Below are 23410 nucleotides of genomic sequence, written 5' to 3'. Positions count from 1 at the left end.
ATATATTTCATCTGATAATCATGGCGGGATTTTTACAAAAAGGCAGATACCTTTTTAATCGTATTTTTTATAGATAATAGGTTAGGTCACTTGCTGGAGTCGGATAAGCTAAGATAAGTTTAGTAACATCTGTTTTTGATGTTTTGTTAGCAATTAATGGTGTTAGATAATTGATAAGTTCTTCCGCAATTGTGGTGTATGCGACAGCACCAACAAGTAAGTTGGATGATTTATCAAAGATAGTTGTCACAGATGCTTCAGATTCTTTAATTCGATTAAAGGAATACCAGTTAGTTGTCTCTTGTACTCTAATGTCATAATGTTCAGGTTCATTTTTAGCTTGTTCAATCGTAATGCCAACTTGAGATAGTTGTGGGCTGGCATAGACAGTCATTGGAATTGGTGGGTAAGCAATTGGACTATTCGATTTTTTAAGTAGTTGGTCTGCAACGTAATGACCTTCAAATGTTGAAACAGGTGTTAACTTAGGTTGTTTGCGTGAAACAATATCTCCAATGGCATAAATTCGATCATTTTTCGTTTTTAAGTGAGAATCCACAATAATACCATGTGAATCTGATTCAGCACCTGTAGCAGGTAGGTTTAATGTATTAACGTTAGGTTGACGGCCCATAGCTGAAATTGCCAAATCAACAGTTAAAGATAATCCCTTATCGTCTAACATCTGGAAGCCTAAAGGACCTTCTGTTATTTCTGTAATATTAGTGTCAAAGTGAAAATGGACACCATTAGTTTTCAAATTCTCAATGAGACGGGTTGTATATTCAATTGGAAATCCACGTAATATTTGACTATTATGTTGAATAATATGAACTTCTGAGCCAGCAATAGCAGCTATATTAGCAAGCTCAATTGAAACATAGCCAGCGCCAATAAAAGCTATTTTATCTGGTAATTCTTCAAGTGATAAAAAATCGGTACTTGTTTTTAGTAAATGACTGCCTGGAATATCAGGGACTACAGGTGACTGACCGGTCGCAATTACAAAATTATCGGCAGTGTAAGTTTCAGTATTAACGTTAATTTCTGACTTTGAAATAAACTTAGCAGATCCGTGAACAGTTTTAATATTTGCTGCAGATAAACCTGCTAGGGTATTGGCTGGAACTTTATCCGTATAAGCTGATTTAAAAGCCATTAATTTAGGCCAATCAATGATAGAACTGCCAGTTAGTCCGAAGCCTTGCATTGCTTCTTGGCGTTGTTTAGTTTCAACAGCAGAATAAAGCATTTTTTTTGGGTCACAACCTCGATTAGGACAAGTACCACCCCAAAGATCATTTTCAATAATGAGAACAGATTGCTTTTTACTTAAATCAAAAGCAGTAGAAAGACCACCAGGTCCAGCACCAATAATAATTGTATCGTAGTGTGATTGTTTCATAATTAATATCCCCCATAATAAATATTTAATAATTATACTGATACTAGCATAAAATTGAAAATTAATTAAAAATAATCGCTTAAAAATGTTTCATGTGAAACATTTTTAAAAAGAAAGCATAGCTTTTAAATTTTTAAAATAGTGACAGACAAAGTAATCCAGTATTAGAATATTTTATTTGATTATTAAAATCACAGAGGTTATAGTTTAAAAAGGGCGTTAAGTCAATGTATGTAAAGGATTTTAGCTATTTATTTAACTACAATTATTTGGGGGTCATTATATGACAGCAACAGTACTAAACGATATTACGAAGGTACTCATTTACACGATTGTATCGTATCCAATCGTTGGAGGCCTAGCCTTTATTGTATCGAGCCTTTATTATAGAATATTTATGGAGAAGAAGGAGCTCCCTAAATATTTAGAGAAGGGAGAACCATTCATTTCTATTTTTGTACCTGCTCATAATGAGGAACAATCAATAGAAGCAACAATTCGACATCTAGAGACTAAGTTAAATTATCCTCTAGATAAATATGAAGTTATTGTAATTAATGATGGTTCCACAGATAAAACCGGTGAGATTTTGGAGACGCTACAAGAGGAGTTCAAATCACGTTTAAGAACGATCACAATTATTAATAATCGTGGAAAAGCAGCTGGATTCAATATTGCATTGGCATTTGCTAAAGGCGAATTTATTTTATCCAATGATGCGGATTCAAAACCAGAAGTTGATGCCTTATGGAAATATATGTCATATTTTGAAAGAAAAGGTGGCAAGAATTTAGGCGCTGTCACTGGGAATATGTTACCAATTAATAAAACAACAATTGTAGCAGAAGCACAACAGAATGAATTAAATTCAATCATTGGCTTAATTAAGAGATCGCAATTATCTTATGGCGGTTTATTTGCTTTCTCAGGTGCAAATACAATGTATCGAAAAGCAGCCGTTTTAGATGTTGGTGGTTGGGAAGCTGAACAGCCAACAGAAGATATCGCAATTGCCTGGGACATGCAGGCATTAGGTTGGGTGGCTTATTTTGCGCCGCATATTCGCTTCTTTATGGATGTACCTGAAAAGCTAGGTGAACTAATTAAACAAAGACATAGATGGTCATCTGGTGGCGTTTATGTACTTCTAACGAAGACGTTACGCGTTCTACGTCATCCGATTAAACAATTTTCAAGTGTACCTATTATTATTGATTATGGATTAAGTGTTATTTGGTCAGTCTTTTATTGGTTAAGTATGATTGCATTTTTAGCAATTCAAATTATCTGTATTGTAAATGGTGATTGGTTACAGTTGAGCAATAACTTAGCGCTCGCCTGCATATTTATTTCAATAGAGGTCATTATTGGTTTGATTCAGTTAATCATGGCGTCATTTTTCAATGATAGTGGTAAATCTTTAAAATACGTTATTTTTGCGCCGTGGTATATCCTCATTTACTGGATGGTAAATACGTATACAATGGTAGCTGAGTTAATTCCGACAGTGCGTAAAATTATTACGGGTGAAGATGGTGGCGTATGGCATTCACCTGAACGTTCGGATAGTATTACAACAGATTTAGGAGGCGACGATGATGACAAAAAATAAGCCTGACTATATTGTGAACGAAGTAGATGAAGACGCATTGACGATTGATTGGTTTTTTGGTCAAAAAAATGTAAGTCTCAAACTAAGACAATTAGTATTAATAACAATTGGCTGGATTGCGTGCTTAGTACCAATCAGTATCACGGTTATCTTGATTTTATTTAAAGATAAGGCAATCCCAATTGATCAAACACTATTTACTGAGCTTTTTGATACGATTATAAATACATTCCTACAATACTATTTGTTTTTTATTGCGTTCTTTTTAATTTTGCATATTTATAATTTAATTCTTTCGAATAATCGTCTAAAAAATGATATAGAAAGTTATGATTCAAAATTATTAAAGAAACACACTGACTTAGCTGAAGAAATGTACTATTTAAAATATGGGCCACGAGATCATAGAGAGGGTCAAAATAAAATTATCATACAAGATTATGCCGATATTGGGACATTTGAATTAAGGCAACAATTTGATTACTTTGGAGATGAGGATGAAGATGATTTCTAAAGAGGATAAAAGATTATTAGATGAGATGGTTGTACGAGAAAGAAATATGAAGAAAAGACGTGACATTTCGGGCTTGATGTTACATAAATTAAGATTATTTAAGCGAAGATTAGTTACGTTTTTAACGGTTTTATCAACCGGAATCCTATTAGGACTTTATATGACATTTGAGCCATTCAAAATGTTGTCAGTTGTCAGTATTATAGAAGTTAATGTACTGGTAGCGGCAATTCTATTTCTATTTACGTCATACTTTTGGCAAATAATGCTCAAACACTGGCCATTAAAACATTTAATTAGTTGGTATAAAACTAAACTAAGAGTAACGTACGCGGGCCCACTGCTTGCTTCAAAAAGATGGTTACAGTTTTATTATAAAGATCGGGATATTTCACCGTATATCCCACAAATATTGTATTACCTACAAAATGAGTCTAAGTTAAAAACAGTTGATGAGGTATTAGCATTTATTGATGAAGGGGCACCTTCAGAAGTGGAAGAACATAATGTGTTAGATAAATTTAGACGATTTATTGGTGAAACAAATCAAATGGTCCTGAGTACTGCTACTGCAGATGGGATGCCATCGAGTCGTCAGATGCGATTTATTGTTTCACCTGATAAATCAAATGTTTGGTATTTTGGTTCAGCTCCGGAAACGCCTAAAATTGCTGAATTGGATTTAGGTAAAGCAGCTATTAATACAATTCCAACGAGTACAGGGATGACTATTGCTAGTAATAGGTTAAGTGTTAAGAGGTCAAAATATAAATTAGAAGATCTAGCAGAGTTGTATCGGGCACAGGTGCCAGGATTTATGGATGGATTACTGGAAGAAGATATAGAAAATGAGATTATTTATGAAATAGTGATCAAAAGTGCTCGATTAGATACTTGGACACAGCACGATCAAGTGAAATTTTAAAGGTATTATTAGCAATATTCATTGCTGATAATACCTTTTTTTAATAAATCAATTAAAAAAATAAACTTTTTACTTGATTTTCAACGTATTTATCTCTATATTTTGACACATAAATTACAGACGAATTATTAATAGATTAACTGTCACTAAGGGAATAAGAAGGTAATGGTGTATTTGATTTATTTTACATTTATTACGGAATATGATATTTATTACATTATTTCAAGATAATGATATTTGACTGAAATGCTTATGTAAAAACTAACTGATAGTATGAACCTCGTAAGATAAATAAGAAAAAAATAAATAAAAACGTTTAACTTAAAAGGAGAACTAAATATAATGAAATTAAATAAAAAGATGACAAAATTTTCAGTAGCAATGGTAGCAACAGTAGCAGCAGGTCTTGGACTTGCAGTTAAAGCAGCAGATGCTGATGTATATACTGTAAAATCAGGTGATACACTAAATAACATCTCAGCAACTTACGCTAACAAAACATCTAATGATGTCAGTGTTAACGCAATTGTTAAAGAAAATAAAATTAGTAACGCTAATTTAATTTATGTTGGTGAACAATTAACAATCAATACTGATACAGCTGCTAAAACAGCAAATACAGCATCAACAACAAATACAACAACTACTAAGGCAGCAACACCAGCTGCAACTCCTGCTAAAGCAGCAACAACAGTTGCACCAAAGAGTACAGTGTCAACAGCAACTGCAAGCACTACTGATTCATCAAGTGCTAAAGCATGGATTGCTAACAAAGAATCTGGTGGTTCATACTCAGCAAGAAATGGCCAATATATTGGTAAATACCAATTAAGTTCATCATATTTAAATGGTGATTACTCAGCTGCAAACCAAGAAAAAGTAGCTAACAATTACGTAACAAGTCGTTATGGTTCATGGAGTGCTGCAAAATCATTCTGGTTATCAAACGGTTGGTACTAAAATTTAAATTATAAAAATAAGAAGCTTTGGATAGGGATATAATTCCTTATTCAAAGCTTTTTTGTTACTTTAAATCTTATGTTAAAATGATAATGTCCAGTAACTAAATTACATGAATGAAAGTTGAGAATTGAATTGAAAAATTACGAATTTTTACTATTTGATATTGATGATACGTTACTTGATTTTGGGTTAACTGAAAAAGCTGCACTAGAAAAGCTTTTTTTAACGCAAAAAATAACATTAGATGATAAAATAAAACAAAATTATTTGAAATTTAATCAGCAGTTATGGCGCCAATATGAGCGTGGTAATTTAAAGCGGGATCAATTATTAGAAAATCGGTTTGCGATATTTTTCAAAAAACAGTTTAATAGAGTAGTTGATGGTAAAGAGTTGGCTAAACAGTATCAAGATAATCTGTCTGCCGGACATGAAAAAATGATGGGCGCAGATGAATTATTGGCATCAATAGATACAGCTAACTATCAATTGTCGATTATTACCAATGGCGTTGCAAACATGCAGTATAAACGATTAGCAGAATCAAAGTTAGATAAGTACTTTCCGCAAATATTTGTTTCGGAAATGACGGGTTATCAAAAACCAACGGTTGGCTTTTTTAACTATGCTTTTGACCATATTGCTGGATTTAATCCCGATAAGGCACTTATTATTGGTGATTCTTTAACATCAGATATTCAAGGTGGGAACAATGTTCACGTTGATACTGTCTGGTACAATCCGAAAAACATTAAAAATAAGACATCAATAAAAGCGACCTACGAAATTGATGATCTGTTAGCCATAAATAATATAATATAAGAATAATTATAAATCTTGGATTAGAGGAATGGTGAATAATGAAAGATGCTAAAATGATGAAAAATGTTAAAAAGATTATTACGTATGCTATTTTTGTGATTGCTACCTATTTTTTATTTTCACAAGTTTTATCAGTGTCAGAAATAGCAACGGATCGTTCCTTTATGGAGATTGCAAAAGCAGAACCAGTCGTATTTATTATTATCTTTTTTATAATTTATAGTTTATTTATGATAATTAGTATTGCTTTTTTCTATTTTTCTCATATTTTATTAAAAATTAAGGGAAAATATGATATTAGTTTACTTATTTTAAATTTTTTCACAGTTTTTTTAACAATATCAACGCTTGTTATTAAATCAGTTGGAGGGGCATTACCAACAGTAGTTATCAAAACTAGTTTATTTTTTATTTTAATATCGATGTCCTTATCAACGACTGCAAAATTATTAGCCTTACGAGAAGAACGACTAAAAAAAAGAAAAAAATAGGTTAAATATAGCAGTATTTTAAAGGAGGTACATATGAAAATTAAAGAGCGGTTGGATACGTTAAGTGATGCGATTATAGCCATTATTATAACCATTATGGTATTAGAGATGCCAATTGAGATAAAAAATGGGGAGATTAACTTTGTTGGTTTGTTTCAAGCCATTGGAATCTTTATTGTTAGTTTCTGTTTTGTTGCTAATATCTGGTATCAACATGCGGTCGCATTTTCGGAAGTAAATGAAGTACCAAATAAAATAATTGTGATGGATTTAATCTTAATGATGCTTTTATCGTTAATGCCAACCTTCACACGACTAATGACAAGTGATACTGTCAGAGAAACGGTTACAATGTATGGTGTTTTATATTTGTTAATTATTTATCTATTCAGGGAAATTGTAAAAGAAATTATTCATCAAAAATATACAGAAAAATCTGATATGAAAAAAGTATATGTAACCATTTATGGCAGACATAACACAGAAACCGGATTATTAATATTAGCTTTAATTCTTATAGGCTGGTTTTTCCCTAAAATAACGTTAGTCTTTTTTATTATCATACCAATTCGTTCATTTATTACTAATAGTGCAGATAACAGTGAATTTACTAATATTAGTCAAATGGAACCTAAAGGTACTGAGGCATTCTTAGAGATGACACCTGAAGATAGAGAAAAATTAAAACCAATTATTACGACACTTAGAAAAGAAATAAAACAACAAGATCCTGATGCGTGGGAGAATTTTACAGAGGATGCTGAAGAGGCACTCGACGTTAGTGAAGGAACGATACTTAGATGGTTTCGTCAATATCGTCAAGCATTTGAGGATTCACAAAATACGCGAAGAAAAAATATAAAGTATGGTAGAGACCAATTAAGTAGAGAAGATGATTAATAGTAAACTGTCCGTCCAATTTTGGAAAGGGCAGTTTTTAATTACAAAAAACCCCTATACTAGACTGATATTTCAGTATCTAATATAGGGGGATTGTTATTATTATTGTGCCATAAAATCTTTTAACCAATTTTTACCTTCAACGAAACGCGTAACAAGCATTGCAGTAGCAGTATTTCCTGTTGAATTTAATAAAGTTGCGGGAATATCAATGATGGTTGTAATAATTAGAATTAATGGAAGAGCAGCCATTGGGAAACCGAAGATTGAACAAATTAAGGTTTCGGCAACCATACCACCACCTGGAATAGCGCCCATCACGACACCAACCAAGAATGAAACACAGATAATCATAATCATATTATTTAAACTCGTGATATCTTTACCAAAAACGGCAAATAAAAATGTTGTTTTTAAGATGCCACCAATAACAGAGCCATCCTTGTGCGTATTTGCACCTAATGGGATGATCGTATTTGCGATATCTTCGCTCACGCCCATTTTTTTAGAATACTCTAGGTTAACAGGGATACATGCAGCTGAAGAACTTGTTGCAATTGCTGTAACAGCAGGAGCTGAGACATTTTTCCAAAAAATCATAAAACCGGCTTTGCCACCTGCGATAAATGCATAGAAACTCATCATCACAAAGAAGTAGAAAGCTGTAATACCTAAGTAAAGAATGAAACTGCGCAAATATCCGGCAGCAATCTGAGGTCCTAAATTACCGATAATATTGGCAAAGAAACAACCTAAACCAATTGGCGCGTAGATCATCACATATTTAACCATCCGCATAACTACTACGTTTCCAGCTGATAAAAATTTTGTAAATACACTAGATTCTTTACCGGTTGCTGAAGCAGCTGTACCCATTAAAATCGAAAAGATAATTAGTTGTAACATATTATCTTTTGATAATAAATGATAAAAGTCATTAACGGTGAATGTATTAACTAATGTTTCTAAACCAGATGATTTTGTTGATGTATCTTTAACAGTACCCATCAAACCTTTAATCGTATCAACGTTGACGCCGTGAATAGGGTTAAAGAGACGAACACCGATATACCCAATAACACCAGCAATGAAAGCCGTTGTTAGGAAGACAATTAATGTTGTAATCATGATTTTACCAAGTCGTTTCATTTCAGACATTTCTGCGATGGCAGATGAAATACTGAAAAAAACAAGTGGAACTAAAATCATGTACATTAGATTTAGAAAAAGATCTCCTAAAGGTTTAAGGACAGCAGCTTGTTCTTTAAAGATTAAGCCGACAATCCCACCTATGATTAGACCCGAGAGTAATAATAAAGATGTTTTGTAGCGATTAAAAAAAGTAGTCATAAAAAATCCCCTTAAATAATTAGTCTAAAGTCATAAACACTAGTATATCAATTGTTTTGTTTAAAAGCTAAGTTAAAAAAAGGAAACGAATAATATGCAAAAACAAATGAGTTTAATCAATATTAAAAAATGAGATAGTATTAGTTAATAATGAGTATTTAACCGATTATACTAATTTGAAAGATAGCTTATTGACGGGTTAAATACATTAGTTTACAATTGTAATCATAAGACCAATGAAAGAAGGGCAATACTAATGAATAATAAAAAAATAATTGAAATTAGCGACGCTGAGTGGGAAGTTATGCGTGTTATCTGGACATTAGGTCAGAGTACTAGTAATGAAATATTTAAGAATTTAAAAGAAAAAAAGAATTGGCAAATGCCAACAATAAAAACATTATTGGGTCGATTAGTAAAAAAGGGTGCATTATCTGCTGATAAAGAGGGCCGAGCATTCATATACAAACCCCTAATAGAAGAACAAACGACGATGGATCATGTTAGTCAGTTATTATTTGAACATATGTGCCAAATGAAAATTGGCTCAACAATTGCCGATTTATTAAGTGAAGTTGAGTTAAGCCAATCAGATATTGTGAAACTACAAAGTGTGATTGATGAAAAAAGTAAAAATGCACCAGAAATGGTTGAATGTAACTGCTTAGCTGAAAAAATGATGTAAATGTTTCATGTGAAACATTATAAAATTTAATCTGATCCTTTATCTTAATTGTCTAATGAGATTAAAAAAGATGAGAATAGGAGTGTTTGATTTTGAATATTAAAAAAGTAAGTGAGAAGTTTGATTTACCGACTGCGACGTTACGATATTATGAGGAAGTAGGACTTATTCCCACTGTATCACGGAATACAAGCGGGTATCGGGACTATGATGAAATCGATTTAGAATGGGTTAATTTTGCAAAACATATGCGTCAAACGGGGATTTCAATCAACATTTTAAAAGAATATGCTGACCTAACGCAACAAGGTGAGGCCACTGAAGAGCAACGTAAACAGATTTTGATTAAACAGCAACGATTATTAGGTGAACAAATCGCGGCGATGCAAGATACTTATAATTTTTTAGATAATAAAATTGAAACGTACGAAAATCATGTAAAACAGATGTTAAAAATGACCGATAAATAAAAAGCTTGCCTTCAAGTCGACTTGAAGGTTTATTATAAACCTATATTAGATATAGGAGGAACATTTTATAATGATTAAGCAAATTAACTTACGAAAAAAATTCAATTTAAATGAACAAATAACCCTACAAAATAAACTTGTGATGGCACCTATGACAACATGGGCAAGTAACGATGATCAAACAGTTTCTGAAGCAGAAATTAGTTATTACGAACAACGTGCAAAACAGGTCGGAATGGTTATCACAGGTTCGAGCCATGTACAAGAAAATGGTGTTGGATTTGATCATGAAATTGGTGTTTATGAAGATCGATTTATACCAGGTTTGACGAAGTTAGCCACAGCTATTAAGGCCGGTGGGGCAAAGGCCATCTTACAATTAAATCATGCTGGAAATAAGGCATTACCAGAATTAATTACAAATCATGACGTTGTTAGTGCGAGTCCAGTACCAGCACCAAAAACACCATTTGCTCCAGCACAGACACCTCGAGAATTGGCAGAAGAAGAGCTAATACAAGTTATAAAGGCTTTCGGAACAGCAACTAAACGTGCAATTCAAGCAGGTTTTGATGGTATTGAAATTCACGGTGCCCATGGATTTCTAATTCAAAATTTTCTTTCACCACACTATAATCATCGGACTGATCAGTGGGGCGGATCATTAGAAAATAGATTACGATTTGCTATGGCAGTAGTTGATGAAGTTCAACGAGTGGCTGATGAAAATACGACTAAAGAATTTATTATCGGTTACCGAATTACACTTGAAGAACGTGAAACAGATGGTCTTAAATTAGAAGATACAGAAGCTTTGATAACGAATTTAGTTGCTAAACAGGTGAGTTATTTGCACCTTTCGTTGGGTGATGCGTTAACTGATGGTCCAAAGGGTGGTGAACCCTATATTCAAAGAGTTTCTCAACTAGTTAATCAACGGGTACCAATCGTGGCAGCCGGCTCATTAAATACTTTTGATAGAGCAACGACAGCATTAAAATCGGGATTAGATTTAGTTGCTGTTGGGTCAGCATTAGTTGCAAATCCTAATTTGCTAAATCAAGAAAAATGGCAATTAACGTTATCGATGAGTGATCCTAGTATCCCTAAGTTAATGTTAAAAAAAATCCAAGCGCTGGGTAGCACATTTGGATTTACCTTAGTAGATTAGATAATTTATTAAAAACTGTAATATCTGTTGTTGATGATAGGAAAACCTATTACTGGCAACAGATTTTTTATGTTATAAAATTAAAAGTTCAGATTTGTCATTTTAATATATTTAAACAGACACTGGCTTAATTTTTAATTTCTGTTATTATTTAGGACGTTAAGACAAATAATATAGATTGGAGAATGATAACTTATGGAAATTGCAGGATTTGGCGTTGAAGAGTGGTTAAATGTCTATGAATCTAAAGCTACGTATGATATTGCACAAAGAACGGTTTCATCGATGACAATGAACGAATTATTAAATATTGGTCAAGAAAATGGTCAGGATTTTTATCGTGATTTAGATGCACAAAAGATGAATTATGGTTGGATTGAGGGGTCCCCAGCTTTTAAAGCAGAGGTTAGCAAACTTTATAAAGCGGTTTCGCCGGAACAAGTTTTACAAACTAATGGTGCAACAGGAGCAAATCAACTGGCACTATACGCGTTGATTGAACCTGGTGATCATGTGATTTCTATGTATCCTAGTTATCAGCAACTCTATGATATTCCTAAATCATTAGGAGCTGAAGTCGATTTTTGGAATATTTCTGAAAAAAATCAATGGATGCCTGATTTGGATGAATTACGAGCAATTATTCGACCAGATACTAAAATGATTTGTTTAAATAATGCGAATAACCCAACGGGAACAGTAATTGAAACTAAACTAATGACTGAAATCGTTAAAATTGCAAAAGAAGTCGGCGCATATGTATTAGTTGATGAGGTCTATTTACCTTTAGATGATACAACGGACGTAAGTTCAATTGTTGATTTATATGACAAAGGTATTGCGACGAATAGTTTATCAAAAACCTATTCAACTCCCGGTATTAGAATCGGTTGGACGGTTGCTAGTCCAGCTGTTACAGATATTTTTAGAAAATACCGTGATTATACGATGATTTGTGCAGGTGTATTTAATGACCAAATGGCTGTTCATATTTTAAAAAATAAAGAATTAGTATTGGATAGAAATCGACAAATTGTGAAACGAAATTTAAAAATTTTAAGTGATTGGGTGGAAAATGAGCCAGCAGTTAGCTTAGTAGTGCCAAAATCTGTCTCGACTTCATTTATAAAATTTGAAACAATTGAAGATGATGAACAATTTTGTCAAAAATTATTAAAAGATTATGGGGTTTTATTAGTACCTGGAAGCCGATTTGGTGTGCCAGGACATGCAAGATTAGGTTACTGTGCTAAAGAATCCGTTTTAGTAGAAGGATTAAAACGCTTGTCACAAGCATTACATGAATAAGTTTAGTGCATCAAAGAGAGATAAAAAGTAGATTTACAAGTTACTTTTTATCTCTCTTTTTGTGGAAAGTAAAATTAGATGATAAATCAAAAAGTGTGAGCTGGTTCACACTTTTAATGTAACCGATTTCACACCAGAAACTGTAGACTGTTGATATACTCCAAGCGAAACGACCGGCAGAGGAGGGTGTCATGATAAAAATACAGTAAAAGGATAACGCCGCTATCTATTTGGTATAAAACAATTAAAGGAGGAAATTATAATGGATTCAACGACAACAATGGAAAAGGTACCTAAAAAGAAATTTAAGTTAAAAATGCCCGGCGCTTTTGTTATTTTATTTATATTAACGATTGTTGCAGTTATGGCAACATGGATTATTCCAGCGGGCTCTTACTCTAAATTATCTTATGATCAGGCAAGTACGGAATTAAAAATTACCGATGCGCATGGGAATGTAAAAAAAGTTCCTGCGACACAAAATCAATTGGATAAACTTCATGTCAAAATTGATATTAAACAATTTACATCAGGTGGTATTACGGCAGCAGTATCAATACCTAATACATATCAGCGATTGAAGCAAAATCCGGCAGGACCAGCTGATATCACAAATAGTATGGTTAACGGGACAATTGAAGCCGTAGATATTATGGTCTTTATTTTAGTCCTGGGTGGTTTAATTGGTGTTGTTAAAGTCAGCGGCGCGTTTGAATCAGGTTTAATTGCGCTAACTAAGAAAACCAAAGGTCATGAATTTTTATCAATTTTCTTTGTTTCAATTTTAATGGTTTTAGGCGGAACTCTTTGCGGGATTGAAGAAGAGGCAGTGGCCTTCTATCCAATATTGGTACCAGTATTTATCGCGATGGGCTATGATTCGATAGTCTGCGTGGGGGCAATTTTCTTATCCAGTTCTATTGGGACCACATTCTCTACGATTAATCCGTTCTCAGTTGTTATTGCGTCAAATGCAGCCGGAATTGATTTTACGCAAGGTATGATTTGGCGGATTGTTGGTTTGATTGTCGGGTCTATTTTCTTAATTATTTATTTAGGACGTTATAGTAAAAAGGTTAAGGATGATCCAACAGCTTCAATTACTTATGAAGATAGTAAAGACTTTAATCGATTATGGTCAGTATCTTCAGGTGAAGGTGGTAATAAATCAGTTTTCACTATTCGTAAGAAAATTATTCTATTATTATTTGTTGTGACATTCCCAATCATGGTTTGGGGCGTTATGGCAAAAGGTTGGTGGTTCCCAACGATGGCATCTTCATTCTTGGTATTTGCTATCGCCATTATGTTCTTAACAGGTACAGGTCGAGATGGTCTAGGTGAAAAGGGTGTCATTGATGCTTTTGTCAGTGGTGCATCTAGTTTAGTTGGGGTGTCATTTATTATTGGACTTGCCAGAGGGATAAATATCGTGTTAAATCAAGGATTGATTTCAGATACCATTCTTCAATATGCGTCATCTTTAGTTGTTGGCGTAAGTGGACCAATTTTCATAATTATCATGATGGTTATTTTCTTCTTCCTTGGATTTATCGTACCTTCTTCATCCGGATTAGCCGTTTTAGCAATGCCAATATTTGCGCCATTAGCTGATTCTGCAGATATTCCAAGATTTATTGTCGTTTCTGCTTATCAATTTGGACAGTATGCAATGCTTTTCTTAGCACCAACAGGGTTAGTTATGGCAACACTTCAAATGTTAAATATCAGATATTCGCACTGGGTAAAATTCGTTTGGCCCGTCGTTGTCTTTGTTCTATTATTTGGTGGTGCACTCTTAGTATTACAAGTCTTAATTTATTAAAGTAAGAATTATCATAAAAATAATGTACTTTTAATGTTTCTCATTTAATAATTTTAAAAACACGGTAGTGGAAGCGTTTTATAAATGTAATATACGATATTGAACCGTAAGAATCCTCATAATGAGAAATAGTTCACATTATAGGTGTAAGCGTTTACTAATATAGGCTAATTATTCCTGTTATGCTATGCATGTAATAAATATATGGGAGGTAATCATTATGACAAGTCCAGTACACGTAACATCAGAAATCGGAACTCTTAAAACAGTTTTGTTAAAGAGACCCGGTAAAGAAGTTGAAAACTTAACACCAGATATCATGGGTCGTCTTTTATTTGACGATATTCCATACTTACCTGAAATTCAAAGAGAACATGATTTTTTCGCAAAAACATTGCAAGACAATGGCGTTGAAACAATTTATCTTGAAACATTGGCTGCAGAAGCTTTAGATGCAGGAAATGTAAAAGAAGAATTCTTGGAAAAAATGTTAGATGAATCAGGTTTAGTTTCTAGCACACTCCATGCTGCATTGAAAGAATATTTACTTTCAATGGAAACACAAGATATGGTTGATAAAATTATGGCTGGCGTTAGAACAAATGAAATCGATTACAAGTCAAATGCTTTAGTTGATTTAAGTTCTTCTGAAGACTATCCATTCTTTATGGATCCAATGCCTAACCTTTACTTTACACGTGACCCAGCAGCATCAATGGGTGATGGTTTAACAATTAACCGTATGACATTCGCTGCACGTCGTCGCGAATCATTATTTATGGAATACATTATGGAATACCATCCACGTTTTGCTAATAAAGGCGTAAACGTATGGCGTAGTCGTAACCATCTCGACCGTATGGAAGGTGGAGACGAATTAATTTTAAACGACCACGTTCTTGCAATTGGTATTTCGCAACGTACTTCAGCTCGTTCAATCGAAGAATTAGCACAAGTATTATTTGCAAAACACAGTGGCTTTGATAAGATTCTAGCAATTAAAATCCCTAATAACCGTGCAATGATGCATTTGGATACAGTGTTCACAATGATTGATTACGATAAATTTACAATTCATCCAGGAATCCAAGATAATGGCGGAAACGTTGATACATTTATCTTAGAACCAGGTAAAGATAACCACATTAACATTTCACATCGTACAGACTTACAAAATGTCTTACGTGAAGTCTTAAAAGTACCAGAACTTATCTTAATTCCAGTTGGTAACGGCGATGCAGTAGTTGCACCTCGTGAACAATGGAATGATGGTTCAAATACATTGGCAATCGCTCCTAATACAGTTGTAACTTATAATCGTAACTACGTTTCAAATGAAGTCCTAAGAAGTTATGGAATTAAAGTTATTGAAGTTATTTCAGCCGAATTATCACGAGGTCGTGGTGGTCCACGTTGTATGAGTATGCCTATCGTTCGTGAAGACTTAAAAAAATAAAATTTAAAAAAGGTGGAAATTAATATGTCAAACACAGTCTTTCAAGGTCGCAGTCTTTTAGCAGAAAAAGATTTTACTCCAGAAGAATTAGAATATTTAATCGATTTCTCAATTCATTTAAAAGATTTGAAAAAACGTGGAATCCCTCATAAATATCTTCAAGGTAAGAATATTGCCTTACTTTTTGAAAAAAATTCAACAAGAACACGTGCTGCTTTCACAACAGCATCAGTTGATTTAGGTGCTCATCCTGAATTTCTTGGAAAAAATGATATTCAATTAGGTAAAAAAGAATCAGTTGAAGATACAGCTAAAGTATTAGGTAGTATGTTCGACGGTATTGAATTCCGTGGATTCAGCCAAGATGTTGTTGAAGGATTAGCTAAATTCTCAGGCGTTCCTGTATGGAATGGTTTAACTGATGAATGGCATCCAACACAAATGATTGCTGATTTTATGACTGTTAAAGAAAACTTTGGCAAATTAAAAGGCATCACATTAACATACGTTGGGGATGGCCGTAACAATATGGCTAACAGCCTTTTGGTAACTGGATCAATGTTAGGTGTAAATATTCATATCGTTGCACCTGACTCATTACAACCAACTGAAGAAGTTCAAAAATTTGCTGCTGAATTTGCTAAAAAATCAGGAAGCAAGAACATGATTACTTCAGACGTTGATAAAGGGGTTAAAGGTTCAGATATTCTTTACACAGATGTTTGGGTATCAATGGGTGAAGAAGATAAATTCGAAGAACGTATTAACACATTGAAACCATACCAATTAAACATGGACATGGTTAAAAAGACTGGTAATGAAAATATGATCATCATGCATTGTTTACCAGCATTCCATGGCATTGAAACTGAATATGGTAAAGAAATGTTCGAAAAATATGGTGTTAAAGAAATGGAAATTACTGACGAAGCATTCCGTAGTAAATATGCGCGTCAATTTGAAGAAGCAGAAAACAGAATGCATTCAATCAAAGCAATTATGGCTGCAACTGCAGGAAACTTATTCATTCCACGCGTTTAATAACATTATGATAGTTTGTTTTTAACGGTGAAAGTAACTTAACAGGGAAGTGTCTCTGCAAAAAAATAGGCTGTCATTAGGGGGACTAATCTGGAGCAAGACTTTAGATTAGGTCCCTTTTTATTTTTAATAAAGAAAGTAGGCAGTTAAATTATGGACGAAAAACATACAGTTAAAAAAATTAGTTTAATGGCGCTAGTCGCGTTAGTTATTAGTTCTTCTATTGGTGGTGGGGTCTTCGGACTAACCTCTGATTTAGCCAATGCATCTTCACCCGGTCCTGCTCTAATTGGTTGGGTAATTGTCGGAATTGGTATTTTGATGTTATCTCTTTCATTGAATAACTTATTAAATAAAGAACCAGATTTAGAAGGTATTTTTACTTATGCAGAAAAAGGATTTGGACCATTCGCTGGATTCATCAGTGGTTGGGGTTACTGGTTATCTGCTTGGTTAGGAAACGTTGCATTCGCTACAATCTTGATGAGTGCGGTTGGTTACTTTTTCCCTATCTTTAAATCAGGACAAAATCTACCTTCAATTTTAATTGCAAGTATCCTTTGCTGGGGATTAACATACTTTGTTAATCGCGGTATTGAAGGTGCAGCAGCAATCAATGCGATTGTTACGGTCTGCAAATTAATTCCAATTTTTGTATTTATTGTTGTTGCTATATTCTTATTCAAGATCGATATTTTTACAGCTAACTTCTGGGGCACAATGAGTCATAACTTCGTTGTTGGCGATGTCGCTTCACAAATTAAAAAATGTATGATGGTTATGATGTGGGTCTTTGTAGGTATCGAAGGGGCATCAATGTTGTCTTCTCGTGCAGAAAAGAAATCTGATGCAGGTAAGGCTACAATCATTGGCTTAATTAGTTTATTAGTCGTTTACGTTTTAGCTTCAATGTTACCATACGGTATTTTGACACAAGCACAATTAGCTTCAATTCATCAACCAGCAATGTTATATATTGCTGTTGAAATGGTTGGACCAGTTGGTGGTTACGTTATCGGTATTGGCTTAATTGTTTCAATTTTGGGTGCATGGTTATCATGGACAATGCTTCCAGCAGAAACAATGTTATTAATGGCCAAAAGTAAATTATTACCCGGTTACTTTGGTAAAGTTAATGATAAAAAAGCACCAACTTTTGCTTTAATCGTAACAGGCGGATTAGTACAATTATTCCTTTTCACGCTTTTATTCACAGATAAGGCTTATAATTTTGCTTATTCACTATGTACAGCTTCAATTATTGTTTGTTATATCTTAGTTGCGATGTATCAAGTTAAATACTCAATTCAACATATTGATGAAAAAGGCAATAAAGCACAATTAGTATATGGTTTAATTGCGCTATTATTCCAAGTTGCCGGGATTATTATGGCCGGTATCAGTTATTTATTACTCTGTTTAATCGCTTACATTCCAGGGATTTACTTCTATGGGAAAGCAAGAGTAGCACAAGGTGAAAAATTCTTATCAAAAGGCGAAATAGGTATAACCCTGGTTATAATTATTGGTGCTTGCATTGGTATTTGGTTAATTGCTTCAGGAAAAATGGTTGTTTAATAAATAAAAAAATGAGGAGTCGATTAATATGTCAAGAAAAATTGTTATTGCTTTAGGTGGAAATGCTATTTTATCAAAGGATGCTAGTGCTGAGGCACAACAAAAAGCATTGCGAGAAACAGCTGAATATCTTGTTAAATTTGTTGAAAAAGGGGATAAATTAATTATCTCTCATGGTAATGGTCCACAAGTTGGGAACTTATTACTTCAACAAGCAGCTGCAGTTTCTGAAAAGAACCCAGCCTTACCATTAGATACTTGTGTTGCAATGACACAAGGAAGTATTGGTTATTGGATGCAAAATGCATTGGATAATGCATTGGTTGAAAAAGGAATCAATAAAGAAGTTGCAACTATTGTGACACAAGTTATCGTTGATCAAAATGATGCTGCATTTAGTAACCCAACTAAACCAGTTGGTCCATTCTATTCAGAAACAGCTGCTAAAGCAGAAATGGCTGCACATGAAGAGATGACATTTGTTGAAGATGCTGGTCGTGGATGGCGTCGTGTTGTTCCTTCACCACGTCCAACTGGGATTAAAGAATACAAAACAATCGATCAATTAACAGAAAATGGTGTTATTTCAATTTCTGTTGGTGGCGGTGGTGTTCCTGTTGTTGAAGAAAACGGTAAATTACATGGCGTAGAAGCTGTTATTGATAAAGATTTCGCTTCAGAAAAATTAGCTGAATTGGTAGATGCTGATTTACTTATTATTTTGACGAGTGTTGATAATGTTTATGTTAACTTCAATAAACCTAATCAAGAAAAATTAGAACAGGTAACTGTTTCTGAATTAAAAGAATATATCAAAGAAGATCAATTCGCTAAAGGTAGTATGTTACCTAAGATTGAAGCTGCGATTGAATTCGTTGAAGCAAGTAAAAAGGGTCGCGCAATTGTGACATCTTTAGAAAACATCAGTCAATTATTAGATAATGATGCTGGGACAGTTATCGTAAAAGGTTAATAAAAAGCGATAGTTAAGCTGAACTAGCTAACAAAGTTGTAAGGTAAATTGTGGCCAAGGAATATCCATGTTAAAATGATAAAGGAGAGAGTTTAGGGAGTTAGTAATTAGTGGAGGGGATCAAACAATGCAAAAAATTAAAGCAGTACCCCAATATATGCAGTATTTAAGAAAATTATCAGATTTTGAAGCACTTACTGATGAAGAAGCCAATTTACTAATGAACAACATGAGTATCAAATCGTTCCAAAAAGGTCAGGTTCTTTTTGACGAAAATGATCAACGTACACGTTTTTATTTTTTAATAGAAGGCGTAATACGGGTTGAACGATTTGATATTGATGGCGACTTTGGATTTTATTCATATATCAAAAATGACTTAGGATTTCCGTATCGAGGCTTACTAAGTGATAAAAATTACCCTTATTTAGCGAGAGCCATGACGGATATACAAATCGTCTATTTCCCAATGGCCTTAGTTGAACGGATATTGAAGCAAAATATTCTGATGGCTACTCGATCAATAAGGGAGATGTCAACAATTCTAAGCGCTACAGAGAATCAAGTGCAAAGAATGGTAACGTCTAGTGCTCATGATCGAATTGTACAAGCTATCAATATTTTAGCAGAACAATTAGGTGCTGATTTCACAGAAAAGCATGTCGTTATTCCTTATCGTGTCACGATTAAAGAGCTAGCGTTAGTTAGCGGGACTACTCGTGAAACAGCCGGACATGTGATTAAGTGCTTGGCTAAAAATAAGGAAATCATTTTTGAACGGCAGCAATTAACATTGTTGGAAGGTTGGTTTGCTGATCAGAGTTTTGACCGGCAAGAACGCATCTTTAAATTATAATCTGAATAAAAAAATGATCATATGACTTTGGCATATTATGGCCAGGTCATATGATTATTTTTTTAAAATAAAATTGTAATTAAACCGATTGCTAATACTACTTGAACAAGCATAATACCACCAGCATAAAGTAATAAACGCTTGCCTTGACTAAATAGTGATTTTAAATTTAACCGAAGGCCAATAGCAGCTAAGGCGATTATTTCACACCATGTACTTAGAAAATGTGCAGTTTCACCAATTCGTGAAGGTAAAAAATGTAAACTATTAAGGACACAAAGTGTTAAAAATCCAATAACATACCAAGGAACTAAAGTTGATTTTTTTGTTGTTACTTGTGACGCTTTTTGGGTAGGTTGATTCTTGCTGTGTAAATAGCTAAAAATAGTAATAACAAATACTAAACAAATAATTCTTAATATTTTGAACAATGTAGCAGTTACGATGACATCCTGATTTAGCATAGTTGCACTTGCAACTACTTGCCCAACAGATTGCACAGTTCCACCAATTAAGACACCTCTGAAAACATTGTTACCACCCCAGAGGAGGGTTCCAATAATAGGTAATGTTAACATTAAAATGGTTCCCATTAGATTAACTAACGTAATTGAAATTCCAGTTTCTTCATTATCAGCATCAATAACTGGGGCAATTGCACCAATGGCTGATGAACCACAGACAGCATTTCCACCGGCCATTAATAAGTAAGTACCTTCACCAAAGGCTAATTTTTTACCTAGCCAAATTGCAAAAATAATTGTGATACTCATTTGAAGAAAAGTAAAAAGTAAGCCATTTAAACCAATTTCTTTAATACTTTGAAATGTGATAGTCGCACCTAACAAAAGAACTGAGTATTCTAATAAACGTTTCTCAGAAAATTTAGTTCCGGCCGTTAGTGTGGGTTGATGTAGAACAGTATTACCTAAAATGATTCCAATGAATAAAGCAATAGTTGCACCACCTAACATGGGCAACCAAAGTTTAGCAATAAAATAGCTGGCAAGCCCAATTAGTAAGGCAACGATAAATCCTGGTAGTAAGTTAGTTATTTTTTTCAATATGATCATCCTCTCTAAACAATACTTTAACTATAGCTGATTTCTTTTAATTAATAAAATAAATCTTTATAATAAGTACTATTAATAAAACGAATGGAAGTGGTTAATATTTTTAAAAATTTAGAAATTTTTAAATCAGTTTATGAAACAAGGAACTTTACTACTAGTGCGCAACTACTATTTTTATCACAACCAACGATTTCAGTTCAAATTAAGCAATTGGAAGAAACATTAGGTGTTATGTTATTTGAAAGAAATGGCCGACAACAAATTGTACCTACCGAGAGTGGAACGCTACTTTACCAGCAAACACAGCAATTACTAGATTTATGGCAGCAAGATTTATTTGCCTTAAAACATCAAAAAACTGATCAGAAAATTGCCTGTAAAATAGCTGCCTCACACACCACTGCAGCATACTTACTACCTGACCTGTTACGCAAAAATAAGGAATCTCTAAAACGATTAGAATTAGAAGTTAGCGTTCTTAATTCATCACAAATTATGGAACAATTAAAGCAACATAAGTTAGATTTTGGATTTATTGAAAAACCGTTGACTGAGAAGAATATTAAACGTTACTCGTTGACGACTGATCAATTAGTTTGGGCTGGTAATGAGGATGAGCCGTGGTTACTTAGAGAACATGGATCAGGTGTTTATCATTATTCAATTAACTACTTAAAAGCAAATAATTTAACGTTAGAGCACTTCATGACGATTAAAAGTAATTCATTAATTATTCAATTGCTCAGACAAGGTATAGGGCAATCAATTGTTTCACAGACTGCACTGACTGATTACCCAGAGATACCAGTCAAAGTACTATCAAAACAGTATCAGCGTGAATTCTACCTTGTTGGAAGAAACGAACTACCAAAGCCAATTCAAGAATTTGTAACTTGTTTAATAAATGAATCTTCTAAAGTATAGATTAAGGTTATCAGACTTAAGTATAAAATAATTAGGTTAAATAAATTGCTTACTTTTAGTAAGTGTGATAATTTAAGTTTATTAAATAAATTGGGGGTATCAATCATGAACACTAAATTATTAGGATTACATCATATTACAGCTATTACTTCAAGTTCACCAAAAATGTTTCATTTTATGACAGAAATATTAGGATTACATTTAATTAAAAAAACAGTAAATCAAGATGATGTTAGAACCTATCATCTATACTTTACGGATGATATGGGATCGGCAGGAACCGATATTACCTTTTTTGATTTTCCGGGTTTATTTCAAGGCACAAAAGGAAAAAATGGTATTTCGAGAATTGGATTTAGAGTTCCTAGCGATGATGCCCTAGATTTTTGGGCAGAACGATTTGACGATTATGATATTAAACATGATGAAATTGAAATGAATTTTGGCAGTAAAACAATGAATTTTTATGATTTTGATCATGAGCAATATCAATTAATTTCTGACGAACGTAATCATGGTGTGGAAGCTGGGACACCTTAATTATATAGTCCGGTTCCCAAGATGTTCGCAATTAATGGGTTAGGAACAACAATTATTACAGTGGATTATCCAGAACGTATGGATATTGTGTTAAGACAATTATTGGGATTTGATAAAATTGCCACAGAAAATCAACGTACATTATATGAATTGAACGATGGTGGACATGGCGCACAAATTATTATCGAAGAAGACCAAGATTTACCGAATGAGATTCAAGCATATGGAACAGTTCATCATATTGCTTTCAGGACAGAAGATGAAGAGTCATTAAACTATTGGATTGAACAAATACAAAGAGTTGGTATTCGTGATTCAGGTTTTGTTGACCGATTCTATTTTAAATCAGAGTATTTCCGTCCTGGTGAAGGTGTATTATTTGAAATTGCAACGGATGGTCCTGGATTCTTGCAAGATGAAACATATGAAGAAGCTGGTATTCACCTAGAGTTACCACCATTTTTAGAAGACCAACGTGCAGATATTGAAGCTCACTTAGTTAATTTCAATTCAGACAAGAAGTTATAG

The 23410-nt window shown here is 33.6% G+C and carries 21 protein-coding genes and 1 pseudogene; 19 read left to right on the top strand and 3 right to left on the bottom strand.

Annotated elements, in window-relative coordinates:
- Positions 1-67: 67 nt before the first annotated feature.
- Positions 68-1405, bottom strand: coding sequence for a dihydrolipoyl dehydrogenase family protein (locus AC1RO3_RS00225; protein ID WP_481761098.1), 1338 nt, complete (start codon positions 1403-1405; stop codon positions 68-70).
- A 283-nt stretch (positions 1406-1688) separates the two neighbouring features.
- Between AC1RO3_RS00225 and AC1RO3_RS00220 the strand changes: the two genes are divergently transcribed.
- From AC1RO3_RS00220 to AC1RO3_RS00190, 7 genes are all read left to right on the top strand, one after another.
- Positions 1689-3017 carry a glycosyltransferase family 2 protein gene (locus AC1RO3_RS00220; RefSeq protein WP_409021868.1) on the top strand — a complete coding sequence of 443 codons (1329 nt, stop codon included), beginning with the start codon at positions 1689-1691 and terminating at the stop codon, positions 3015-3017.
- Positions 3004-3531: a hypothetical protein gene (locus AC1RO3_RS00215; RefSeq protein WP_481761099.1), complete on the top strand. Its 528-nt coding sequence runs from the start codon at positions 3004-3006 to the stop codon at positions 3529-3531. The genes AC1RO3_RS00220 and AC1RO3_RS00215 overlap by 14 nt, the downstream gene beginning before the upstream one ends.
- Complete coding sequence (locus tag AC1RO3_RS00210; protein ID WP_481761100.1) at positions 3521-4456, top strand: pyridoxamine 5'-phosphate oxidase family protein; 936 nt, start codon at positions 3521-3523, stop codon at positions 4454-4456. Before AC1RO3_RS00215 ends, AC1RO3_RS00210 begins: the two co-directional genes overlap by 11 nt.
- A 342-nt stretch (positions 4457-4798) precedes the next feature.
- Entirely contained in the window at positions 4799-5416 is a 618-nt protein-coding gene (gene apf, locus AC1RO3_RS00205) for an aggregation-promoting factor (protein ID WP_481761101.1), read from the top strand.
- 123 nt (positions 5417-5539) lie between these two features.
- Positions 5540-6241, top strand: coding sequence for a YjjG family noncanonical pyrimidine nucleotidase (locus AC1RO3_RS00200; RefSeq protein WP_481761102.1), 702 nt, complete (start codon positions 5540-5542; stop codon positions 6239-6241).
- A gap of 38 nt (positions 6242-6279) precedes the next feature.
- Positions 6280-6732, top strand: a complete 453-nt coding sequence (locus tag AC1RO3_RS00195) for a hypothetical protein (RefSeq protein ID WP_481761103.1) — start codon at positions 6280-6282, stop codon at positions 6730-6732.
- A gap of 33 nt (positions 6733-6765) precedes the next feature.
- Positions 6766-7632: a TMEM175 family protein gene (locus AC1RO3_RS00190; RefSeq protein WP_481761104.1), complete on the top strand. Its 867-nt coding sequence runs from the start codon at positions 6766-6768 to the stop codon at positions 7630-7632.
- Between the two features lie 102 nt (positions 7633-7734).
- Here the strand turns inward: AC1RO3_RS00190 and AC1RO3_RS00185 are convergent, their stop codons facing one another.
- Complete coding sequence (locus AC1RO3_RS00185; RefSeq protein ID WP_481761105.1) at positions 7735-8982, bottom strand: dicarboxylate/amino acid:cation symporter; 1248 nt, start codon at positions 8980-8982, stop codon at positions 7735-7737.
- Positions 8983-9238: 256 nt separating this feature from the next.
- Here AC1RO3_RS00185 and AC1RO3_RS00180 point away from each other — a divergent pair, with 256 nt between their 5' ends.
- The 10 genes from AC1RO3_RS00180 (at position 9239) to AC1RO3_RS00135 (ending at position 20345) form a co-directional block, all read left to right on the top strand.
- Positions 9239-9667 carry a CopY/TcrY family copper transport repressor gene (locus AC1RO3_RS00180; protein WP_481761106.1) on the top strand — a complete coding sequence of 143 codons (429 nt, stop codon included), beginning with the start codon at positions 9239-9241 and terminating at the stop codon, positions 9665-9667.
- A 92-nt stretch (positions 9668-9759) separates the two neighbouring features.
- Positions 9760-10137, top strand: a complete 378-nt coding sequence (locus tag AC1RO3_RS00175; protein WP_481761107.1) for a MerR family transcriptional regulator — start codon at positions 9760-9762, stop codon at positions 10135-10137.
- Positions 10138-10207: 70 nt separating this feature from the next.
- A complete protein-coding gene (locus AC1RO3_RS00170; protein WP_481761108.1) occupies positions 10208-11308 on the top strand; it encodes an NADH-dependent flavin oxidoreductase in 1101 nt (366 codons plus the stop codon).
- Positions 11309-11503: 195 nt separating this feature from the next.
- Complete coding sequence (locus AC1RO3_RS00165; RefSeq protein WP_481761109.1) at positions 11504-12616, top strand: aminotransferase; 1113 nt, start codon at positions 11504-11506, stop codon at positions 12614-12616.
- 262 nt (positions 12617-12878) lie between these two features.
- Positions 12879-14441: a YfcC family protein gene (locus tag AC1RO3_RS00160; protein ID WP_481761110.1), complete on the top strand. Its 1563-nt coding sequence runs from the start codon at positions 12879-12881 to the stop codon at positions 14439-14441.
- A 220-nt stretch (positions 14442-14661) separates the two neighbouring features.
- Positions 14662-15897 carry an arginine deiminase gene (gene arcA, locus AC1RO3_RS00155; RefSeq protein WP_409021880.1) on the top strand — a complete coding sequence of 412 codons (1236 nt, stop codon included), beginning with the start codon at positions 14662-14664 and terminating at the stop codon, positions 15895-15897.
- A gap of 24 nt (positions 15898-15921) precedes the next feature.
- Positions 15922-16938, top strand: coding sequence for an ornithine carbamoyltransferase (argF, locus tag AC1RO3_RS00150; RefSeq protein ID WP_481761111.1), 1017 nt, complete (start codon positions 15922-15924; stop codon positions 16936-16938).
- A gap of 153 nt (positions 16939-17091) precedes the next feature.
- Positions 17092-18516, top strand: coding sequence for an arginine-ornithine antiporter (gene arcD / locus AC1RO3_RS00145; RefSeq protein ID WP_481761112.1), 1425 nt, complete (start codon positions 17092-17094; stop codon positions 18514-18516).
- Between the two features lie 28 nt (positions 18517-18544).
- Positions 18545-19489 carry a carbamate kinase gene (arcC, locus tag AC1RO3_RS00140; protein WP_409021884.1) on the top strand — a complete coding sequence of 315 codons (945 nt, stop codon included), beginning with the start codon at positions 18545-18547 and terminating at the stop codon, positions 19487-19489.
- A 127-nt stretch (positions 19490-19616) separates the two neighbouring features.
- Positions 19617-20345 carry a Crp/Fnr family transcriptional regulator gene (locus AC1RO3_RS00135; protein ID WP_481761113.1) on the top strand — a complete coding sequence of 243 codons (729 nt, stop codon included), beginning with the start codon at positions 19617-19619 and terminating at the stop codon, positions 20343-20345.
- A 62-nt stretch (positions 20346-20407) separates the two neighbouring features.
- Here the strand turns inward: AC1RO3_RS00135 and AC1RO3_RS00130 are convergent, their stop codons facing one another.
- Positions 20408-21418, bottom strand: a complete 1011-nt coding sequence (locus AC1RO3_RS00130) for a YeiH family protein (protein WP_481761114.1) — start codon at positions 21416-21418, stop codon at positions 20408-20410.
- Positions 21419-21502: 84 nt separating this feature from the next.
- Here AC1RO3_RS00130 and AC1RO3_RS00125 point away from each other — a divergent pair, with 84 nt between their 5' ends.
- Both AC1RO3_RS00125 and AC1RO3_RS00120 read left to right on the top strand, forming a co-directional pair.
- A complete protein-coding gene (locus tag AC1RO3_RS00125; protein WP_481761115.1) occupies positions 21503-22342 on the top strand; it encodes a LysR substrate-binding domain-containing protein in 840 nt (279 codons plus the stop codon).
- 105 nt (positions 22343-22447) lie between these two features.
- Positions 22448-23410, top strand: a pseudogene (locus AC1RO3_RS00120) (ring-cleaving dioxygenase).

This window comes from Dellaglioa sp. CoH-57-MRSF-19 (assembly GCF_056781975.1).
Note: the sequence above shows the minus strand (reverse complement) of the source record. Positions and strands in the feature narration are given on the sequence as shown.

Coding starts and splice junctions, on each gene's coding strand:
- AC1RO3_RS00170 (WP_481761108.1), top strand. CDS start 10,208: ATGATTAAGCAAATTAACTTACGAAAAAAATTCAATTTAAATGAACAA.
- AC1RO3_RS00225 (WP_481761098.1), bottom strand. CDS start 1,405: ATGAAACAATCACACTACGATACAATTATTATTGGTGCTGGACCTGGT.
- arcC (WP_409021884.1), top strand. CDS start 18,545: ATGTCAAGAAAAATTGTTATTGCTTTAGGTGGAAATGCTATTTTATCA.
- AC1RO3_RS00210 (WP_481761100.1), top strand. CDS start 3,521: ATGATTTCTAAAGAGGATAAAAGATTATTAGATGAGATGGTTGTACGA.
- AC1RO3_RS00135 (WP_481761113.1), top strand. CDS start 19,617: ATGCAAAAAATTAAAGCAGTACCCCAATATATGCAGTATTTAAGAAAA.
- AC1RO3_RS00125 (WP_481761115.1), top strand. CDS start 21,503: ATGGAAGTGGTTAATATTTTTAAAAATTTAGAAATTTTTAAATCAGTT.
- arcA (WP_409021880.1), top strand. CDS start 14,662: ATGACAAGTCCAGTACACGTAACATCAGAAATCGGAACTCTTAAAACA.
- AC1RO3_RS00160 (WP_481761110.1), top strand. CDS start 12,879: ATGGATTCAACGACAACAATGGAAAAGGTACCTAAAAAGAAATTTAAG.
- AC1RO3_RS00190 (WP_481761104.1), top strand. CDS start 6,766: ATGAAAATTAAAGAGCGGTTGGATACGTTAAGTGATGCGATTATAGCC.
- AC1RO3_RS00195 (WP_481761103.1), top strand. CDS start 6,280: ATGAAAGATGCTAAAATGATGAAAAATGTTAAAAAGATTATTACGTAT.
- argF (WP_481761111.1), top strand. CDS start 15,922: ATGTCAAACACAGTCTTTCAAGGTCGCAGTCTTTTAGCAGAAAAAGAT.
- AC1RO3_RS00130 (WP_481761114.1), bottom strand. CDS start 21,418: ATGATCATATTGAAAAAAATAACTAACTTACTACCAGGATTTATCGTT.
- AC1RO3_RS00220 (WP_409021868.1), top strand. CDS start 1,689: ATGACAGCAACAGTACTAAACGATATTACGAAGGTACTCATTTACACG.
- AC1RO3_RS00180 (WP_481761106.1), top strand. CDS start 9,239: ATGAATAATAAAAAAATAATTGAAATTAGCGACGCTGAGTGGGAAGTT.
- AC1RO3_RS00165 (WP_481761109.1), top strand. CDS start 11,504: ATGGAAATTGCAGGATTTGGCGTTGAAGAGTGGTTAAATGTCTATGAA.
- apf (WP_481761101.1), top strand. CDS start 4,799: ATGAAATTAAATAAAAAGATGACAAAATTTTCAGTAGCAATGGTAGCA.
- AC1RO3_RS00215 (WP_481761099.1), top strand. CDS start 3,004: ATGACAAAAAATAAGCCTGACTATATTGTGAACGAAGTAGATGAAGAC.
- arcD (WP_481761112.1), top strand. CDS start 17,092: ATGGACGAAAAACATACAGTTAAAAAAATTAGTTTAATGGCGCTAGTC.
- AC1RO3_RS00185 (WP_481761105.1), bottom strand. CDS start 8,982: ATGACTACTTTTTTTAATCGCTACAAAACATCTTTATTATTACTCTCG.